The sequence below is a fragment of the Enterobacter sp. AC1 genome, assembly GCF_050434705.1.
GTDB lineage: Bacteria > Pseudomonadota > Gammaproteobacteria > Enterobacterales > Enterobacteriaceae > Enterobacter > Enterobacter cloacae_L.
Map to the genome: position 1 here is coordinate 324,859 of NZ_JBNDIZ010000004.1, position 18,850 is coordinate 343,708.

Consider the following 18,850-nt stretch of genomic DNA (forward strand, 5'->3'; position numbering starts at 1 on the left):
TAAGGCTTGGTATTATGGTTTTATCGAGGTATTGTTGTAAAAGAGAGAATTAAAGTGAAATTACTACACCGTTTCTTTAGCAGTGAAGCGTCCGGTGGCGTGATCCTGATTATTGCCGCTGCGGCCGCAATGGTGCTGGCAAACGTCGGCTTTACCCGCGATCTGTATCATGCTTTTCTGGAAACGCCCGTTGAGCTGAAGGTCGGCGCGCTGGAAATCAACAAGAACATGCTGCTGTGGATCAACGATGCGCTTATGGCGGTGTTCTTCCTGCTGGTCGGACTTGAGGTTAAGCGTGAGCTGGTGCTGGGCTCGCTTGCCAGCCGCCAGCGTGCGGCGTTTCCTGTGATTGCCGCGCTCGGCGGGATGGTGGTTCCGGCGCTGCTCTTCCTGGCGTTTACCTGGCAGGATCCGATTGCACGTCACGGCTGGGCAATTCCGGCTGCGACGGATATCGCTTTTGCGCTTGGGGTGCTGGCACTACTGGGAAACCGCGTGCCGGTTGCCCTGAAAATCTTCCTGATGGCGCTGGCGATCATCGATGACCTGGGCGCAATTGTGATTATCGCGCTGTTCTACACCAGCGATCTGTCGATTCTGTCTCTGAGCGTGGCCGCAGGAGCGATTGCGGTCCTGGCGCTGCTGAACGTCTTTAATGTTCGCCGCATCGGTATCTACATCCTCGTGGGAATGGTGCTGTGGACCGCGGTGTTGAAATCGGGCGTGCATGCCACGCTGGCTGGCGTGATTGTCGGTTTCTTCGTGCCGCTTAAGCCGCAGGAGGGCAAATCACCCGCTAAACAGCTGGAGCATGTCCTGCATCCGTGGGTCGCCTTTATGATCCTGCCCCTGTTTGCGTTTGCCAACGCGGGCGTTTCCCTTGGCGGCGTTACGCTGGACGGGCTGACGTCCGTGCTGCCGCTGGGTATTATTGCCGGGCTGTTTATCGGTAAGCCGCTGGGCATTAGCCTTTTCTGCTGGCTGGCGATGAAGCTGAAGCTGGCGACATTGCCGCACGGCACCACGTTTACGCAGATTATGGCCGTGGGCGTGCTGTGCGGAATCGGGTTTACGATGTCGATCTTTATCTCGACGCTGGCGTTTGGCGCGCATGCGCCTGAGCTTATCGTCTGGGCTAAACTCGGCATTCTCATCGGGTCATTACTGGCTGCGGTGATCGGTTATACCTTGTTGAAGGTGAAATTGTCCGGACAGGCCGTCCAGGCATAACGGAAAACCGGGGGGAGGGGAACCTTCTCCCGATACACACTCAGGGAGAGAAGACGCAATGTCTCATTTAAATTACAACCATCTTTACTACTTCTGGCACGTCTACAAACAGGGCTCGGTGGTCGGGGCGGCAGAGGCCCTTTACCTGACGCCGCAAACCATCACCGGGCAGATCAAGGCGCTGGAAGAACGTCTACAGGGCAAGCTGTTCAAGCGTAAGGGGCGTGGGATTGAACCTAGCGAACTGGGCGAGCTGGTTTTCCGCTACGCGGATAAAATGTTCACCCTAAGCCAGGAGATGCTGGATATCGTCAACTACCGCAAAGAGTCGAACCTGCTCTTTGACGTGGGTGTGGCGGATGCGCTGTCGAAACGGCTGGTGAGTGGCGTGCTGGATGCGGCGGTGGTAGAAGACGAGCAAATCCACCTGCGCTGCTTTGAATCCACCCACGAGATGCTGCTGGAACAGCTGAGCCAGCACAAGCTGGACATGATTATCTCGGATTGTCCTATCGACTCCACGCAGCAGGAAGGGCTGTTCTCGGTGAAGATTGGCGAATGCGGCGTGAGCTTCTGGTGTATTAACCCGCCGCCGGAAAAACCCTTCCCGGCCTGCCTGGAAGAGCGTCGCCTGCTGGTACCGGGAAGGCGTTCCATGCTGGGACGCAAGCTGCTGAACTGGTTTAACTCACAGGGGTTGAACGTTGAGATCCTCGGCGAGTTCGACGACGCGGCGCTGATGAAAGCCTTTGGCGAAGCGCACAATGCTATCTTCGTTGCACCGACGCTGTACGCGCACGATCTCTATTCAGATAACAGGATTACGGAAATTGGTCGGGTCGATAACGTGATGGAGGAGTATCACGCGATTTTTGCGGAAAGGATGATTCAGCACCCGGCGGTGCAGCGTATCTGTAACCGTGACTACTCGGCGCTGTTTACACCACCGGCAATCTGAAGGCATAAAAAAACCCGCGTTAAGCGGGTTCTTTAAACAAGCAACAACAAGTAGCGATTAAGCCAGTTTGTTGATCTGCGCGGTCAGGTTTGCTTTATGACGCGCTGCTTTGTTTTTGTGGATCAGACCTTTAGCAGCCTGACGATCCACGATTGGTTGCATTTCGTTAAATGCGTTCTGCGCTGCAGCTTTATCGCCAGCTTCAATTGCTGCGTATACTTTCTTGATGAAGGTACGCATCATAGAGCGACGGCTTGCGTTGTGCTTACGAGCCTTTTCAGACTGAACGGCACGTTTCTTAGCTGATTTGATATTAGCCAAGTCCAACTCCCAAATATGATCTATGTGGACAATTCAAAGGCCGAGGAATATGCCCTCTTTGCCTTCTTTTGTCAATGGATTTGTGCAAATAAGCGCCGTTAATTAGCGACGCTACGTTACGTAGTGATGGCGCAGGATTCTACCAGCTTGTCTTCTCTGAATACAGCCTTTCGGCATAAAAATCGCAGTTCACGAGCAGATTTTTTCGCTGCGAAAGGTCAGCCTGATGAAATCATTACGGCTTTCTGTTTTGCACGAACAATCGCCGGTTAACCTTAACCGCTGTACAAGGTATACTTTGGCGATTTTCACTGTTTTGAGCCAGACATGAAGCTGATACGCGGCATACATAATCTCAGCAGAGCACCGCACGGGTGCGTGCTGACAATTGGTAATTTCGACGGCGTGCATCGTGGTCATCAGGCGCTGTTGCAGGGATTGCGTAAAGAAGGGGAGGCCCGCGGCCTGCCCGTGGTAGTGATGATTTTCGAACCGCAGCCGCTGGAGCTGTTTGCGGGCGATAAATCTCCCGCCCGCCTCACCCGCCTGCGCGAGAAGTTGCGCTATCTGGCGGAGTCCGGCGTGGACTACGTATTGTGCGTACGTTTCGATCGTCGCTTTGCCGCGCTGACAGCACAAAATTTTGTCAGTGACCTGCTGGTTGAGCGTCTTGGCGTGCAGTTTCTTGCCGTGGGGGATGATTTCCGCTTTGGCGCTGGTCGTCAGGGTGATTTCTTGCTATTACAGAAGGCTGGTCTGGAGTACGGCTTTGACGTCACCAGTGCGATGACCTTTTGTGAAGGCGGCGTTCGCGTCAGCAGCACGGCAGTACGTCAGGCGCTGGCCAATGATGAACTGGATACGGCAGAAACCCTGCTGGGGCATCCGTTCACCATCTCAGGCCGCGTTGTCCATGGCGACGCGCTCGGCCGCACCATTGGTTTCCCGACGGCGAATATACCGCTGCGTCGTCAGGTTTCCCCGGTTAAAGGGGTCTATGCGGTAGAAGTGGCAGGACTGGGCGATAAGCCATTTTATGGCGTCGCCAACATTGGCACGCGTCCTACCGTTGCCGGTGTGCGTCAACAGTTAGAAGTGCACCTGCTGGACGTTGTAATGGACCTTTATGGTCGCCATATAGATGTGATACTGCGTAAAAAAATACGCAACGAGCAGCGATTTGGTTCGCTGGATGAACTCAAAGCGCAAATTGCGCGAGATGAATTGACGGCCCGCGAGTTTTTTGGGCTTTGAACCCGGCTTAAATGCCTACGTGATAAATACGGAACCGAGAATCTGATGAGTGACTATAAATCAACCCTGAATTTGCCGGAAACAGGGTTCCCGATGCGCGGCGATCTCGCCAAGCGCGAACCGGGAATGCTGGCGCGTTGGACCGATGATGACCTGTACGGCATCATTCGTGCAGCCAAAAAAGGCAAGAAAACCTTCATTCTGCATGATGGCCCTCCATATGCGAATGGCAGCATTCATATTGGTCACTCGGTTAACAAGATTCTGAAAGACATTATCGTGAAGTCCAAAGGCCTCACGGGATATGACTCGCCTTACGTTCCGGGCTGGGACTGCCACGGTCTGCCGATCGAGCTGAAAGTAGAGCAGGAGTTTGGCAAACCGGGTGAGAAGTTCACCGCCGCTGAGTTCCGTGCGAAATGCCGCGAATACGCAGCCACGCAGGTTGACGGTCAGCGCGCTGACTTCATCCGTCTGGGCGTATTGGGCGACTGGTCGCACCCGTACCTGACCATGGACTTCAAAACCGAAGCCAACATCATCCGTGCGCTGGGTAAAATCATCGGTAACGGCCACCTGCATAAAGGCGCTAAGCCCGTGCACTGGTGCGTGGACTGCCGTTCTGCGCTGGCAGAAGCGGAAGTGGAGTATTACGACAAAACCTCTCCGTCTATCGACGTGGCGTTCCACGCGGTGGATCAGGATGCGGTGAAAGCTAAATTTGGCGTCTCCTCGGTAAACGGCCCGATCTCGCTGGTGATCTGGACCACCACCCCGTGGACCCTGCCCGCCAACCGCGCGATCTCCCTGTCCGGTGAGTTCGAATATGCGCTGGTGCAGGTAGAAGGTCAGGCAGTTATCCTGGCGAAAGATCTGGTTGAGAGCGTGCTGAAACGCGCGAATATCACCGACTACACCGTGCTGGGTACCGTAAAAGGTGACGCGCTGGAGCTGATGCGCTTTAAACACCCGTTCCTGGACTTCGATGTTCCGGCGATCCTCGGCGACCACGTCACCCTGGACGCGGGTACCGGTGCGGTACATACCGCCGGCGGCCACGGTCCTGACGACTACAGCATCAGCCTGAAGTACGGTCTGGAAATCGCTAACCCGGTGGGTCCGGACGGCTCTTATCTGCCTGGCACCTACCCGGCGCTGGACGGTATCAACGTCTTTAAAGCCAACGACATCATCGTTGATATGCTGCGCACCAGCGGCGCGCTGCTGCACGTAGAGAAAATGCAGCACAGCTATCCGTGCTGCTGGCGTCACAAAACGCCGATCATCTTCCGTGCGACCCCGCAGTGGTTCATCAGCATGGATCAGAAAGGCCTGCGCACGCAGTCCCTGAAAGAGATCAAAGGCGTGCAGTGGATCCCTGACTGGGGCCAGGCGCGTATCGAATCCATGGTCGCTAACCGTCCTGACTGGTGTATTTCCCGTCAGCGTACCTGGGGCGTACCGATGTCTCTGTTCGTGCATAAAGAGACGCAGGAGCTGCACCCGAACACCCTGGAACTGATGGAAGAAGTGGCGAAACGCGTCGAAGTTGACGGTATTCAGGCGTGGTGGGATCTCGACTCGCGCGACATCCTGGGCGCTGACGCAGACAGCTACGAGAAAGTGCCGGATACCCTGGACGTGTGGTTCGACTCCGGGTCTACCCACTCCTCCGTGGTTGACGTGCGTCCGGAGTTTTCCGGTCACGCCGCCGACATGTATCTGGAAGGGTCTGACCAACACCGCGGCTGGTTCATGTCATCCCTGATGATCTCCACCGCCATGAAGGGCAAAGCTCCTTACCGTCAGGTACTGACCCACGGCTTCACCGTGGATGGTCAGGGCCGCAAGATGTCCAAATCTATCGGTAACACCGTTTCTCCACAGGATGTGATGAACAAACTGGGCGCAGACATTCTGCGTCTGTGGGTGGCCTCCACCGACTACACCGGCGAAATGGCGGTGTCTGACGAGATCCTGAAACGTGCTGCCGACAGCTATCGTCGTATCCGTAACACCGCGCGCTTCCTGCTGGCGAACCTGAACGGGTTTGATCCGGCAAAAGACATGGTGAAACCGGAAGAGATGGTGGTGCTGGACCGCTGGGCGGTAGGCTGCGCGAAAGCGGCGCAGGACGATATCCTGAAGGCCTATGAGTCTTACGACTTCCATGAAGTGGTACAGCGCCTGATGCGCTTCTGCTCCATCGAGATGGGCTCGTTCTACCTCGACATCATCAAAGACCGCCAGTACACCGCGAAAGCGGACAGCGTGGCGCGTCGTAGCTGCCAGACCGCGCTGTTCCACATCGCAGAAGCGCTGGTGCGCTGGATGGCGCCGATCATGTCCTTCACCGCGGATGAAATCTGGGGCTATCTGCCAGGCGACCGCGAGAAGTATGTCTTCACCGGCGAGTGGTACGAAGGTCTGTTCGACCTCTCCAGCACCGAAGCGATGAACGATGCCTTCTGGGACGAGCTGCTGAAAGTACGCGGTGAAGTGAACAAGGTTATCGAGCAGGCGCGCGCTGACAAGAAAGTCGGTGGTTCTCTGGAAGCAACGGTCACGCTGTACGCGGAACCGGAGCTGGCGGCTAAACTGACGGCGCTGGGCGATGAATTACGATTTGTCCTGTTGACCTCCGGCGCGAAAGTTGCGGATTATGCCGAAGCTTCTGCTGATGCTCAGCAGAGCGAGCTGCTCAAAGGACTGAAAGTCGCGCTGAGCAAAGCCGACGGTGAGAAATGCCCGCGCTGCTGGCATTACACTACCGATGTCGGTCAGGTGGCGGAACACGCAGACATCTGCGGACGCTGTGTAAGCAACGTCGCCGGTGACGGCGAAAAACGTAAGTTTGCCTGATGAGTAAAACTCTCTGTTCAACAGGACTGCGCTGGCTGTGGCTGGTTGTGGTGGTGCTGATTATCGATCTGGGCAGCAAGTTCTTGATCCTCCAGAATTTTGCTCTGGGGGATACGGTCCCGCTGTTCCCGTCGCTTAACCTGCACTATGCGCGCAACTACGGCGCGGCGTTCAGTTTCCTGGCCGACAGCGGTGGCTGGCAGCGCTGGTTCTTTGCGGGTATCGCTCTCGGTATCTGCGTGATCCTGGCAGTGCTGATGTACCGCTCGAAGGCGACGCAAAAGCTGAATAACATCGCCTATGCGCTGATCATTGGTGGCGCGCTGGGCAACCTGTTTGACCGCCTGTGGCACGGCTTTGTGGTCGATATGATCGACTTCTACGTCGGCGACTGGCACTTCGCGACCTTTAACCTCGCCGATAGCGCAATTTGCATCGGTGCGGCGTTAATCGTGCTGGAAGGCTTCCTGCCGAAACCAGCCGCGAAAGAGCAGGCGTAATACACTCGCCCGGTGGTGTAATGTCACCGGGCAAAACAAGCGAGCAATTTGCATGTCTAAATCCGTACAGAGCAACAGCGCGGTTCTCGTTCACTTCACGCTGAAACTGGATGACGGCTCAACGGCTGAATCCACCCGCAATAACGGCAAACCGGCCCTGTTTCGTCTGGGTGATACCTCCCTGTCTGAAGGTCTTGAACAGCAGCTTCTGGGTCTGAAAGAGGGTGAGAAAAAAGCCTTTTCGCTGGAGCCTGATGCCGCGTTTGGTGTCCCGAGCCCGGACCTGACCCAGTATTTCTCGCGCCGCGAGTTTATGGACGCGGGTGAACCGGAAATTGGGGCGATTATGCTCTTTACCGCTATGGACGGCAGCGAAATGCCTGGCGTGATCCGCGAAATCAACGGCGATTCGATTACCGTTGACTTCAACCATCCGCTTGCCGGGCGTACCGTTCATTTTGATGTTGAAGTGCTGGAAATCGATCCTGCACTGGAGGCCTGAAATGCAGATCCTGTTGGCTAACCCGCGCGGCTTCTGCGCCGGTGTAGACCGCGCTATCAGCATTGTTGAAAACGCGCTGGAAATTTACGGCGCGCCGATTTATGTGCGTCACGAAGTGGTGCACAACCGCTACGTGGTCGACAGCCTGCGCGAGCGCGGTGCCATCTTTATTGAGCAAATCAGCGAAGTGCCGGACGGTGCTATCCTGATCTTCTCCGCGCACGGCGTCTCTCAGGCGGTACGCAACGAAGCGAAAAGCCGCGATTTGACCGTGTTCGATGCCACCTGCCCGTTAGTCACGAAAGTGCATATGGAAGTGGCGCGCGCCAGTCGTCGTGGTGAAGAGTCGATTCTGATTGGCCATGCCGGGCATCCGGAAGTCGAAGGCACCATGGGCCAGTACAGCAACCCGGAAGGGGGCATGTATCTGGTTGAGTCGCCAGAAGATGTGTTAACGCTGAACGTGAAAAATGAAGCCCGTCTGTCGTTTATGACCCAGACAACGCTCTCCGTAGACGATACCTCGGACGTGATTGACGCCCTGCGTCAGCGCTTCCCGAAAATCGTCGGTCCGCGTAAGGATGACATCTGCTACGCAACCACTAACCGTCAGGAAGCGGTACGTGCCCTGGCTGAACAGGCGGATGTGGTGCTGGTGGTCGGCTCCAAAAACTCGTCTAACTCCAACCGTCTGGCCGAACTTGCACAGCGGATGGGGAAAGCGGCTTTCCTGATTGATGACGCGTCGGATATTCAGGAAGCGTGGGTTAAAAACGCGGCCTGCGTGGGCGTGACGGCAGGGGCTTCCGCGCCGGATATTCTGGTACAGAATGTCATTACTCGTCTGCAGGAGCTCGGCGGCGGCGAAGCGGTGCCGCTGGAAGGACGTGAAGAAAACATCGTTTTCGAAGTGCCGAAAGAACTGAGAATTGATGCCCGCGAAGTCGAATAGTCCCTTTTCTGATGAAAGGCCAGCACTTCCTGTGCTGGCCTTTTTTTTACCCGTTACTTTATCGTGACGACAAAATCATGTCTTTTACTGATATTTAAGTCGGTTTCACGTTAAATTCTAATTATCGGTGTTTTCAGTTGGCAGTGCTTCTCAAGGCTGGTTAATCTGAAAACGGTTTACATCATTTTAACGTAAGAGAATAACTATGCATGATGCACAGATCCGTGTCGCTATTGCGGGCGCGGGTGGACGTATGGGCCGCCAGCTTATTCAGGCGGCACTTCAGATGGATGGCGTAGCGCTTGGCGCGGCGCTGGAGCGGGAAGGTTCATCGCTCCTGGGGGCTGACGCAGGCGAGCTGGCGGGCGCGGGAAAGACCGGCGTTACCATACAAAGCAGTCTGGATGCGGTAAAAGACGACTTCGATGTGTTCATCGATTTTACCCGCCCGGAAGGAACGCTCACGCATCTGGCGTTTTGCCGCCAGCACGGCAAGGGGATGGTGATCGGCACCACCGGTTTTGACGACGCGGGTAAGCAGGCTATCCAGGATGCATCAAAAGAGATTGCGATTGTCTTCGCCGCCAACTTTAGCGTGGGCGTTAACGTCATGCTGAAGCTGCTGGAGAAAGCCGCGAAGGTAATGGGCAACTATACCGATATTGAAATTGTTGAAGCCCACCATCGCTACAAAGTTGATGCGCCATCAGGCACGGCGCTGGCGATGGGTGAAGCGATTGCTCATGCACTTGATAAAGATTTAAAAGACTGCGCGGTCTATGCCCGCGAAGGACACACCGGCGAACGCGTGCCTGGCACTATTGGTTTCGCCACCGTTCGTGCCGGTGACATCGTCGGCGAACACACGGCGATGTTCGCCGATATTGGCGAACGTGTAGAAATTACGCATAAAGCCTCCAGCCGAATGACGTTTGCTAATGGTGCCGTCCGTTCCGCTTTGTGGTTAAAAAGCAAGAAAAACGGTCTTTTTGATATGAGAGATGTGCTTGATCTCAACAATATTTAAGAGTTATTACCCATCGTGATGTGGTTATTGCAGTCGTAATTACTTGATTGCATAGGGCAATAATTTATTGCCCTTTTATTTTGTCTGTTACATCCTGTTTTATCTATTTTTCCTTTAAAAGTATCATTATTTGTCCATTTTTCCGTTGCTGAAATGTAAATTTTGACCATCTGGTCCACTTTTCTCGGCTCCATTGCGATATTTTTTATTAAACCAGGCGCGCAAGCGTTTTCTACAGTGATTTACCTGATCTTTTTGTCGCTTAAGCAGCATTCAACCCGTCAGGTCTGCAAAAGACTAAACAAAATATCCGTTTTAAGTTGACTTTTACCCACCAAATCCCCAGAATGCCGCCGTTTGCCAAAAATCCGCTGGCAACACATTTGCATTGATCCATGACATGATTATGAATTAATATGCAAATAAAGTGAGTGAATATTCTCTGGAGGGTGTTTTGATTAAGTCAGCGCTATTGGTTCTGGAAGACGGAACCCAGTTTATCGGTCGGGCCATAGGGGCAACGGGTTCGGCGGTTGGGGAAGTCGTTTTCAATACTTCAATGACCGGTTATCAAGAAATCCTCACTGATCCTTCCTATTCTCGCCAAATCGTTACTCTTACTTATCCTCATATCGGCAATGTCGGCACCAATGCGGCTGACGAAGAGTCCTCTCAGGTACATGCGCAAGGCCTGGTCATTCGCGACCTGCCGCTGATTGCCAGCAACTTCCGCAACACCGAAGACCTCTCTTCCTACCTGAAACGCCATAACATCGTGGCGATTGCCGATATCGATACCCGTAAGTTAACGCGTCTGCTGCGCGAGAAGGGTGCACAAAACGGCTGCATCATCGCAGGTGATAACCTCGATGCGGCCCTGGCGCTGGAAAAAGCGAAAGCCTTCCCGGGCCTGAACGGCATGGACCTGGCGAAAGAAGTGACTACCGCTGAAGCCTACAGCTGGACGCAGGGTAGCTGGACGCTGGAAGGCGACCTGCCGGAAGCGAAAAAAGAGAGCGAGCTGCCGTTCCACGTGGTGGCTTACGATTTCGGCGCCAAGCGCAACATCCTGCGCATGCTGGTTGACCGCGGCTGCCGCCTGACGGTGGTGCCAGCGCAGACCTCTGCCGAAGACGTACTGAAGATGAACCCGGACGGCATCTTCCTCTCTAACGGCCCAGGCGACCCGGCTCCTTGTGACTACGCCATCGCTGCCATCAAGTCCTTCCTGGAAACAGACATTCCGGTATTCGGCATCTGCCTCGGCCACCAGCTGCTGGCTCTGGCGAGCGGTGCGAACACCGTTAAGATGAAGTTCGGCCACCACGGTGGTAACCACCCGGTGAAAGACATTGATAACAACACGGTGATGATCACCGCGCAGAACCACGGTTTCGCCGTCGATGAGACCTCCATGCCGGCTAACCTGCGCGTGACCCATAAGTCGCTGTTCGATGGCACCCTGCAGGGTATCCACCGTACCGATAAGCCAGCATTCAGCTTCCAGGGCCACCCTGAAGCCAGCCCGGGCCCACACGATGCCGCGCCGCTGTTCGATCACTTCATCGAACTTATCGAGCAATACCGTAAGACCGCTAAATAATCAGGAGCCGAGAAGACAATGCCAAAACGTACAGACATAAAAAGCATCCTGATCCTTGGCGCTGGCCCGATCGTCATCGGCCAGGCCTGCGAATTCGACTACTCCGGCGCGCAGGCATGTAAAGCCCTGCGTGAAGAGGGTTACCGCGTTATCCTGGTGAACTCTAACCCGGCGACCATCATGACCGACCCGGAAATGGCTGATGCAACCTACATCGAGCCGATTCACTGGGAAGTGGTGCGTAAAATCATCGAGAAAGAGCGTCCGGACGCGGTACTGCCAACCATGGGCGGCCAGACGGCGCTGAACTGTGCGCTGGAGCTGGAGCGTCAGGGCGTGCTGGAAGAGTTCGGCGTGACCATGATTGGCGCGACCGCCGACGCGATTGATAAAGCAGAAGACCGTCGTCGCTTTGACGTGGCGATGAAGAAAATCGGCCTCGACACCGCGCGTTCCGGTATCGCACACAATATGGAAGAAGCGCTGGCCGTCGCGGCTGACGTGGGCTATCCGTGCATCATCCGTCCATCCTTCACCATGGGTGGCACCGGCGGCGGTATCGCCTACAACCGCGAAGAGTTCGAAGAGATTTGCGAACGCGGTCTGGATCTCTCTCCTACCAAAGAGCTGCTGATTGATGAATCGCTGATTGGCTGGAAAGAGTACGAGATGGAAGTGGTGCGTGATAAAAACGACAACTGCATCATCGTCTGCTCCATCGAAAACTTCGATGCGATGGGTATCCACACCGGTGACTCCATCACCGTTGCGCCAGCCCAGACCCTGACCGACAAAGAGTATCAAATCATGCGTAACGCCTCGATGGCGGTACTGCGTGAAATCGGCGTGGAAACCGGCGGTTCTAACGTGCAGTTCTCCGTGAACCCGAAAACCGGCCGTCTGATTGTTATCGAAATGAACCCGCGCGTGTCCCGTTCCTCCGCGCTGGCCTCTAAAGCGACCGGCTTCCCGATTGCGAAAGTGGCGGCGAAACTGGCGGTGGGTTATACCCTCGACGAGCTGATGAACGACATCACCGGTGGCCGCACGCCTGCCTCCTTTGAACCGTCCATCGACTACGTTGTGACCAAAATTCCTCGCTTTAACTTCGAGAAATTTGCGGGCGCGAACGACCGTCTGACCACCCAGATGAAATCTGTCGGTGAAGTGATGGCGATTGGCCGCACGCAGCAGGAATCCCTGCAGAAAGCGCTGCGTGGCCTGGAAGTCGGTGCGACCGGCTTTGACCCGAAAGTGAGCCTGGACGACCCGGAAGCGCTGACCAAAATCCGCCGCGAGCTGAAAGACGCAGGCGCAGAACGTATCTGGTACATCGCCGATGCCTTCCGTGCGGGCCTGTCCGTCGACGGCGTGTTCAACCTGACCAACATCGACCGCTGGTTCCTGGTGCAGATTGAAGAGCTGGTGCGTCTGGAAGAGCAGGTGGCAGAGCTGGGCATCACCGGCCTGGACGCTGACTTCCTGCGCGTGCTGAAGCGTAAAGGCTTCGCCGATGCGCGTCTGGCTAAGCTGGCGGGCGTACGTGAAGCGGAAATTCGCAAGCTGCGCGACCAGTACGACCTGCACCCGGTCTACAAGCGCGTGGACACCTGTGCGGCAGAATTCTCAACTGACACCGCCTACATGTACTCCACCTATGAAGACGAGTGCGAAGCGAATCCGTCCGTCGACCGCGACAAGATTATGGTGTTGGGCGGCGGTCCAAACCGTATCGGCCAGGGCATCGAGTTCGACTACTGCTGCGTGCACGCCTCGCTGGCGCTGCGCGAAGACGGTTACGAGACCATCATGGTCAACTGTAACCCGGAAACCGTATCGACCGACTACGACACCTCTGACCGCCTCTACTTTGAGCCGGTGACGCTGGAAGATGTGCTGGAAATCGTGCGCATCGAGAAGCCAAAAGGCGTTATCGTACAGTACGGCGGCCAGACCCCGCTGAAGCTGGCGCGCGCGCTGGAAGCGGCAGGCGTGCCGGTTATCGGTACCAGCCCGGACGCGATTGACCGTGCGGAAGACCGCGAGCGTTTCCAGCAGGCGGTTGACCGTCTGAAGCTGAAACAGCCGGCGAACGCCACAGTCACCGCCATTGAGATGGCCGTTGAGAAGGCGAAAGAGATTGGTTACCCGCTGGTGGTGCGTCCTTCCTACGTGCTGGGCGGCCGCGCGATGGAAATCGTTTATGACGAAGCCGACCTGCGTCGCTACTTCCAGACGGCGGTGAGCGTCTCCAACGATGCGCCAGTGCTGCTCGACCGCTTCCTGGACGACGCGGTAGAAGTGGACGTTGACGCCATCTGCGACGGCGAAATGGTGCTGATTGGCGGCATCATGGAGCATATCGAGCAGGCGGGGGTGCACTCCGGCGACTCCGCCTGTTCTCTGCCAGCGTACACCCTGAGCCAGGAAATTCAGGACGTGATGCGCCAGCAGGTGCAGAAGCTGGCCTTCGAGCTGCAGGTTCGCGGTCTGATGAACGTTCAGTTCGCGGTGAAAGACAACGAAGTCTACCTGATTGAAGTGAACCCGCGTGCAGCACGTACCGTCCCGTTCGTCTCTAAAGCCACCGGTGTTCCGCTGGCGAAAGTGGCGGCACGCGTGATGGCGGGCCAGACGCTGGCGCAGCAGGGCGTGACCAAAGAAATTATTCCACCGTACTACTCGGTGAAAGAGGTGGTGCTGCCGTTCAACAAATTCCCGGGCGTTGACCCGCTGTTAGGGCCAGAAATGCGCTCCACCGGGGAAGTGATGGGCGTGGGCCGCACCTTCGCAGAAGCGTTCGCGAAGGCGCAGCTGGGCAGTAGCTCCACCATGAGAAAATCAGGCCGTGCGCTGCTCTCCGTTCGCGAAGGCGACAAAGAGCGCGTGGTTGACCTGGCCGCCAAGCTGCTGAAGCAGGGCTTCGAGCTGGATGCGACCCACGGTACGGCGATTGTGCTGGGTGAAGCCGGTATTAACCCGCGTCTGGTGAATAAGGTGCATGAAGGTCGTCCGCACATTCAGGATCGTATCAAGAATGGCGAATATACCTACATCATCAACACTACCGCGGGCCGCCAGGCGATTGAAGACTCCAAGCTGATTCGTCGCAGCGCGCTGCAGTACAAAGTGCACTATGACACCACCCTGAACGGCGGTTTCGCGACGGCCATGGCGCTGAACGCGGATGCCACCGAGAAGGTGATTTCAGTGCAGGAAATGCACGCGCAGATTAGCAAGTAAGTTACTATGCCCGGAGCCGTTCGGTTGCCGGGCATTCTCCCCATCTTCAGAACCTTCTGGTTTTTCATCCGCATTCAGTCAGTTAGCCTAAAATGGTTAGGTCGATAACGAAATTCAACTGAGAGCAGGGGAAAACACCATGCAAAATAAATTACTGATCGCTTCCGTTCTGGCTGCCACTGCAATGTTCACCGTGGCGGGCTGTTCGTCCAATCAGGCCGTAAAAACCACCGATGGTAAAACCATTGTCACCGACGGCAAACCGCAGGTGGATGACGATACCGGTCTGGTGTCGTACAAAAACGCAGAAACCGGTCAAACCGAGCAGATTAACCGTGACCAGGTTAAATCCATGGGCGAGCTGGATAACTAATTCAGAATTCTGACGTAAGCCCGTCAATAATATTCACTATTAGCCTGTTGAATTACTGACTACACTCTTTTGTTAAAAGAAAGCAGTAACAACAGGCTAATCAATGATTCTGATAATTTACGCCCATCCTTATCCGCAGCACTCGCATGCGAATAAGCGGATGCTTGAGCAGGTAAGGACGCTTGATAACGTAGAGATACGTTCCCTCTATCAACTCTATCCCGATTTTAATATCGATATCGCCGCCGAACAGGAGGCACTTTCCCGCGCCGATCTGATTATCTGGCAGCATCCCATGCAGTGGTACAGCACGCCCCCGCTCCTGAAACTGTGGATTGATAAAGTCTTCTCCCACGGCTGGGCGTATGGCCACAACGGCAATGCGCTTAAAGGGAAAAGCCTGATGTGGGCAGTAACCACCGGCGGAGGTGAAAGCCACTTTGATATTGGTTCCTTCCCGGGGTTTGACGTCCTGGCGCAGCCGCTGCAGGCAACCGCGCTCTATTGTGGGCTGAACTGGCTCCCGCCTTTTGCCATGCACTGCACGTTTGTCTGCGACGATGAAACGCTGCAGGCGCAGGCTCGCCATTATAAACAACGCTTACTTGAGTGGCAGGAGGCGCACCATGGATAGCCATACGCTGATACAGGCGCTGATTTACCTCGGCGCGGCGGCGCTGATTGTGCCCGTGGCGGTACGTCTGGGGCTGGGCTCCGTTCTCGGCTATCTGATTGCCGGCTGCGTCATTGGGCCGTGGGGGCTTCGTCTGGTCACGGATGCCGAGGCGATTCTCCATTTCGCTGAGATTGGCGTTGTGCTGATGCTCTTTGTAATTGGTCTGGAACTCGATCCGCAGCGCTTGTGGAAGCTTCGCGCCTCGGTATTTGGCGGTGGGGCGTTGCAAATGGTGGCCTGCGGCCTGCTGTTGGGCGGGTTCTGTATCCTGCTGGGAATGGACTGGAAAGTGGCAGAGCTCATCGGCATGACGCTGGCGCTCTCCTCAACGGCCATTGCCATGCAGGCCATGAACGAGCGTAACCTGACGGTCTCCCAGATGGGCCGCAGCGCCTTCTCCGTGCTGCTGTTTCAGGATATTGCCGCTATCCCGCTGGTGGCGATGATCCCGCTGCTGGCGGCAAGTGGTTCCTCGACGACGCTGGGCGCTTTCGCGCTGTCCGCACTGAAGGTGGCGGGCGCGCTGGCGCTGGTGGTTCTGCTTGGGCGCTACGTTACCCGTCCGCTGCTGCGGTTTGTTGCCCGCTCAGGCCTGCGCGAAGTATTCAGCGCCGTGGCGCTGTTTCTGGTGTTTGGCTTTGGTTTGCTGCTGGAAGAGGCCGGGCTGTCGATGGCGATGGGGGCATTCCTCGCAGGCGTTCTGCTGGCGAGCTCTGAATATCGTCACGCGCTGGAAAGCGATATCGAGCCGTTCAAAGGGCTGCTGCTGGGGCTGTTTTTCATTGGCGTCGGGATGTCCGTCGACTTCGGCACGCTGGTGACGCACCCGCTGCGGATCGTCATCCTGCTGGTGGGCTTCCTGGTCATTAAAATGGTGATGCTGTGGCTGATTGCGCGTCCACTGAACGTGCCGACCCGTCAGCGCCGCTGGTTTGCCGTGCTGCTGGGCCAGGGGAGTGAATTTGCGTTCGTGGTCTTTGGCGCAGCGCAAATGGCAAACGTGCTCGATCCGGAGTGGGCAAAAGCGCTGACGCTGGCGGTCGCACTGTCGATGGCGGCAACGCCTGTTCTGCTGGTGGTGCTGACGCGTCTGGAAAAATCGGGCAGCGAGCAGGAGCGCGAAGCCGATGAAATCGACGAGGAGCAGCCGCGCGTCATTATCGCCGGCTTTGGCCGCTATGGGCAGATCGTGGGTCGTTTACTGCTGTCGAGCGGGGTGAAAATGGTCATCCTCGATCACGACCCGGACCATGTCGATACCCTGCGTAAATTTGATATGAAGGTGTTTTACGGAGATGCGACCCGCGTCGATCTGCTGGAATCCGCCGGGGCGGCAAAAGCCGAGGTGCTGATTAACGCCATTGACGATCCAGAGACCAGCATGCAGATGGTGGAACTGGTGAAAGAGCATTTCCCGGCGCTGACCATTATCTCCCGCGCGCGCGATGTGGATCACTATATCCGGCTGCGGCAGGCAGGTGTAGACGCTCCGGAGCGTGAAACGTTCGAAGGTGCGCTGAAGTCTGGCCGTACGGCGCTGGAAAGTCTGGGGCTCGGCGCGTATGAAGCGCGCGAGCGTGCGGACCTGTTCCGCCGCTTTAATACCGAGATGGTGGAAGAGATGGCGGCGATGGCCGGCAGTTCGGCCACGGAGCGCGCGGCGGTGTTCAAGCGCACCAGCGCGATGCTGACGGAAATCATTAACGAGGATCGTAATCACCTGTCGCTGATCCAGCGTCATGGCTGGCAGGGCACGGAGGAGGGCAAGCATACCGGCGATCCGGCTGACGAGCCCGAGAGTAAACCTTCCGCGTGAAGTGGAGTTGCCAGCAATAATAAAAAATTTCTTTATCTTTACCCTGCCGCCAGTCGACGAAAGATTAAGCTTTCCGTATAGTGGCGGCAATTTTTTGCATCCGGGAAATTTTCAATGATCAGTCTGATTGCAGCGCTGGCGGTGGACCGCGTTATCGGTATGGAAAATGCCATGCCGTGGAACCTGCCTGCCGATCTCGCATGGTTTAAACGTACTACGTTAAACAAGCCGGTAGTGATGGGCCGCCTGACCTGGGAGTCGATTGGTCGTCCATTGCCGGGCCGTAAGAATATCGTTATCAGTAGCCAGCCGGGCACTGACGATCGTGTCGAATGGGTAAAATCAGTCGATGAGGCGATTGCAGCGTGCGGCAATGCCGAAGAGATCATGGTGATCGGCGGTGGGCGTGTGTATGAACAGTTCCTGCCAAAAGCGCAGAAGCTGTATCTGACCCATATTGATGCGGAAGTGGAAGGCGATACCCATTTCCCGGACTACGATCCGGACGAGTGGGAATCGGTATTCAGCGAATTCCACGACGCGGATGCACAGAACTCCCACAGCTACTGCTTCGAGATTCTGGAACGTCGTTAAGTGATTTTCCTACCCCTCTCCCCAAAAGGGAGAGGGTACTGTTCGGTGCGGTCTTTTCCCCCTCGCCCTTTGGGGTGAGGGGCAATAGTCAGGAGGCTGCAGCCTCATTTTCACCTAAGTCAAGCTGTCGGTTGGACGGCTGAACAAAGTAAGTTTTATCCTCCCAGCGTAAGCAGGTTAACTCTCCGCCCCAGCAGCATCCGGTATCAAGGCCGTAGATCCCCTCCGGCGTTCCTTTTCCTTCCAGTGCAGCCCAGTGACCAAATACCACGCTGTACTCGCTTGTTACCGGTCCCGGAATGGCAAACCACGGCTTAAGCGGAGCGGGCGCGCTTTCCGGTGTCTCTTTGGAATACATGTCCAGCTGTCCGTTCGGGAAGCAGAAACGCATGCGGGTGAAGGCGTTGGTGATAAAGCGCAGGCGGGCTAAACCGCTGAGCTCCTCGCTCCAGTGGTTTGGCATATCGCCGTACATGGCATCGAGGAAGAAAGGATATGAGTCGCTCGCCAGCACCGCCTCCACGTCACGCGCGCAGGTTTTCGCCGTCTCAAGATCCCACTGTGGGGTGATCCCGGCATGCGCCATGACCAGCTTTTTCTCTTCGTCGATCTGCAGCAGTGGCTGACGGCGCAGCCAGTTGATCAGCTCGTCCGCGTCCGGCGCTTCCAGCAGTGGGGTGAGGCGGTCTTTAGGCTTGTTGCGGCTGATCCCGGCGAAAACCGCCAGCAGATGCAGATCGTGATTGCCCAGGACCATGCGGACGCTGTCGCCCAGCGATTTGACGAAACGTAATACTTCAAGGGAACCGGGGCCACGCGCGACTAAATCGCCCGTCAGCCAGAGCGTGTCCTCTCCAGGGGTAAAGTCGACCTGCTTTAATAATGCGATCAGTTCATCGTAGCAACCGTGAACGTCGCCAATCAGATATGTAGACATTA

Annotated in this window: 16 protein-coding genes and 1 pseudogene; 15 read left to right on the forward strand and 2 right to left on the reverse strand. The window is 56.1% G+C overall.

The genetic code is table 11. From position 1 onward, the window contains the following. Positions 1-54 precede the first annotated feature (54 nt). A complete protein-coding gene (nhaA, locus tag M2433_RS14755) occupies positions 55-1,230 on the forward strand; it encodes a Na+/H+ antiporter NhaA (protein ID WP_429055040.1) in 1,176 nt (391 codons plus the stop codon). A 58-nt stretch (positions 1,231-1,288) separates the two neighbouring features. Continuing rightward, positions 1,289-2,188 carry a transcriptional activator NhaR gene (nhaR, locus tag M2433_RS14760; RefSeq protein WP_059312603.1) on the forward strand — a complete coding sequence of 300 codons (900 nt, stop codon included), beginning with the start codon at positions 1,289-1,291 and terminating at the stop codon, positions 2,186-2,188. Positions 2,189-2,245: 57 nt separating this feature from the next. On the opposite strand, the gene rpsT is transcribed toward nhaR, so the two are convergent. Continuing rightward, positions 2,246-2,509 (reverse strand): 30S ribosomal protein S20, encoded by a 264-nt coding sequence (gene rpsT, locus M2433_RS14765; RefSeq protein ID WP_003856458.1) that lies wholly within the window; start codon positions 2,507-2,509, stop codon positions 2,246-2,248. Between the two features lie 101 nt (positions 2,510-2,610). Between rpsT and M2433_RS14770 the strand changes: the two are divergent. From M2433_RS14770 to folA, 13 genes and pseudogenes are all read left to right on the forward strand, one after another. Next, a pseudogene (locus M2433_RS14770) lies at positions 2,611-2,829 on the forward strand (DUF2575 domain-containing protein). Between the two features lie 7 nt (positions 2,830-2,836). Next, positions 2,837-3,763, forward strand: coding sequence for a bifunctional riboflavin kinase/FAD synthetase (ribF, locus tag M2433_RS14775; protein WP_047346314.1), 927 nt, complete (start codon positions 2,837-2,839; stop codon positions 3,761-3,763). A 45-nt stretch (positions 3,764-3,808) separates the two neighbouring features. Beyond that, positions 3,809-6,625, forward strand: coding sequence for an isoleucine--tRNA ligase (gene ileS, locus M2433_RS14780; RefSeq protein ID WP_429055043.1), 2,817 nt, complete (start codon positions 3,809-3,811; stop codon positions 6,623-6,625). Then, positions 6,625-7,125 carry a signal peptidase II gene (gene lspA, locus M2433_RS14785; RefSeq protein WP_047346316.1) on the forward strand — a complete coding sequence of 167 codons (501 nt, stop codon included), beginning with the start codon at positions 6,625-6,627 and terminating at the stop codon, positions 7,123-7,125. The genes ileS and lspA overlap by 1 nt, the downstream gene beginning before the upstream one ends. A 52-nt stretch (positions 7,126-7,177) precedes the next feature. Next, a complete protein-coding gene (gene fkpB, locus M2433_RS14790) occupies positions 7,178-7,627 on the forward strand; it encodes an FKBP-type peptidyl-prolyl cis-trans isomerase (RefSeq protein WP_199027354.1) in 450 nt (149 codons plus the stop codon). Position 7,628: 1 nt separating this feature from the next. After that, a complete protein-coding gene (gene ispH / locus M2433_RS14795; protein ID WP_063429531.1) occupies positions 7,629-8,579 on the forward strand; it encodes a 4-hydroxy-3-methylbut-2-enyl diphosphate reductase in 951 nt (316 codons plus the stop codon). Positions 8,580-8,784: 205 nt separating this feature from the next. After that, on the forward strand, positions 8,785-9,606 hold the full coding sequence (gene dapB / locus M2433_RS14800) for a 4-hydroxy-tetrahydrodipicolinate reductase (RefSeq protein WP_429055046.1): 822 nt from the start codon (positions 8,785-8,787) through the stop codon (positions 9,604-9,606). A gap of 454 nt (positions 9,607-10,060) precedes the next feature. Continuing rightward, positions 10,061-11,209, forward strand: a complete 1,149-nt coding sequence (carA, locus tag M2433_RS14805; RefSeq protein WP_063429527.1) for a glutamine-hydrolyzing carbamoyl-phosphate synthase small subunit — start codon at positions 10,061-10,063, stop codon at positions 11,207-11,209. Positions 11,210-11,227: 18 nt separating this feature from the next. Continuing rightward, a complete protein-coding gene (carB, locus tag M2433_RS14810) occupies positions 11,228-14,452 on the forward strand; it encodes a carbamoyl-phosphate synthase large subunit (protein ID WP_023310356.1) in 3,225 nt (1,074 codons plus the stop codon). Positions 14,453-14,591: 139 nt separating this feature from the next. Beyond that, on the forward strand, positions 14,592-14,825 hold the full coding sequence (locus M2433_RS14815; RefSeq protein WP_003856439.1) for a YgdI/YgdR family lipoprotein: 234 nt from the start codon (positions 14,592-14,594) through the stop codon (positions 14,823-14,825). 103 nt (positions 14,826-14,928) lie between these two features. Next, positions 14,929-15,459 (forward strand): glutathione-regulated potassium-efflux system oxidoreductase KefF, encoded by a 531-nt coding sequence (kefF, locus tag M2433_RS14820; protein ID WP_024907429.1) that lies wholly within the window; start codon positions 14,929-14,931, stop codon positions 15,457-15,459. Beyond that, positions 15,452-17,317, forward strand: coding sequence for a glutathione-regulated potassium-efflux system protein KefC (gene kefC / locus M2433_RS14825; RefSeq protein WP_429055049.1), 1,866 nt, complete (start codon positions 15,452-15,454; stop codon positions 17,315-17,317). Before kefF ends, kefC begins: the two co-directional genes overlap by 8 nt. Positions 17,318-17,431: 114 nt before the next feature. Then, positions 17,432-17,911, forward strand: a complete 480-nt coding sequence (gene folA, locus M2433_RS14830; protein ID WP_008502023.1) for a type 3 dihydrofolate reductase — start codon at positions 17,432-17,434, stop codon at positions 17,909-17,911. Between the two features lie 88 nt (positions 17,912-17,999). On the opposite strand, the gene apaH is transcribed toward folA, so the two are convergent. Beyond that, on the reverse strand, positions 18,000-18,848 hold the full coding sequence (gene apaH / locus M2433_RS14835; protein ID WP_429055051.1) for a bis(5'-nucleosyl)-tetraphosphatase (symmetrical) ApaH: 849 nt from the start codon (positions 18,846-18,848) through the stop codon (positions 18,000-18,002). Positions 18,849-18,850 lie beyond the last annotated feature (2 nt).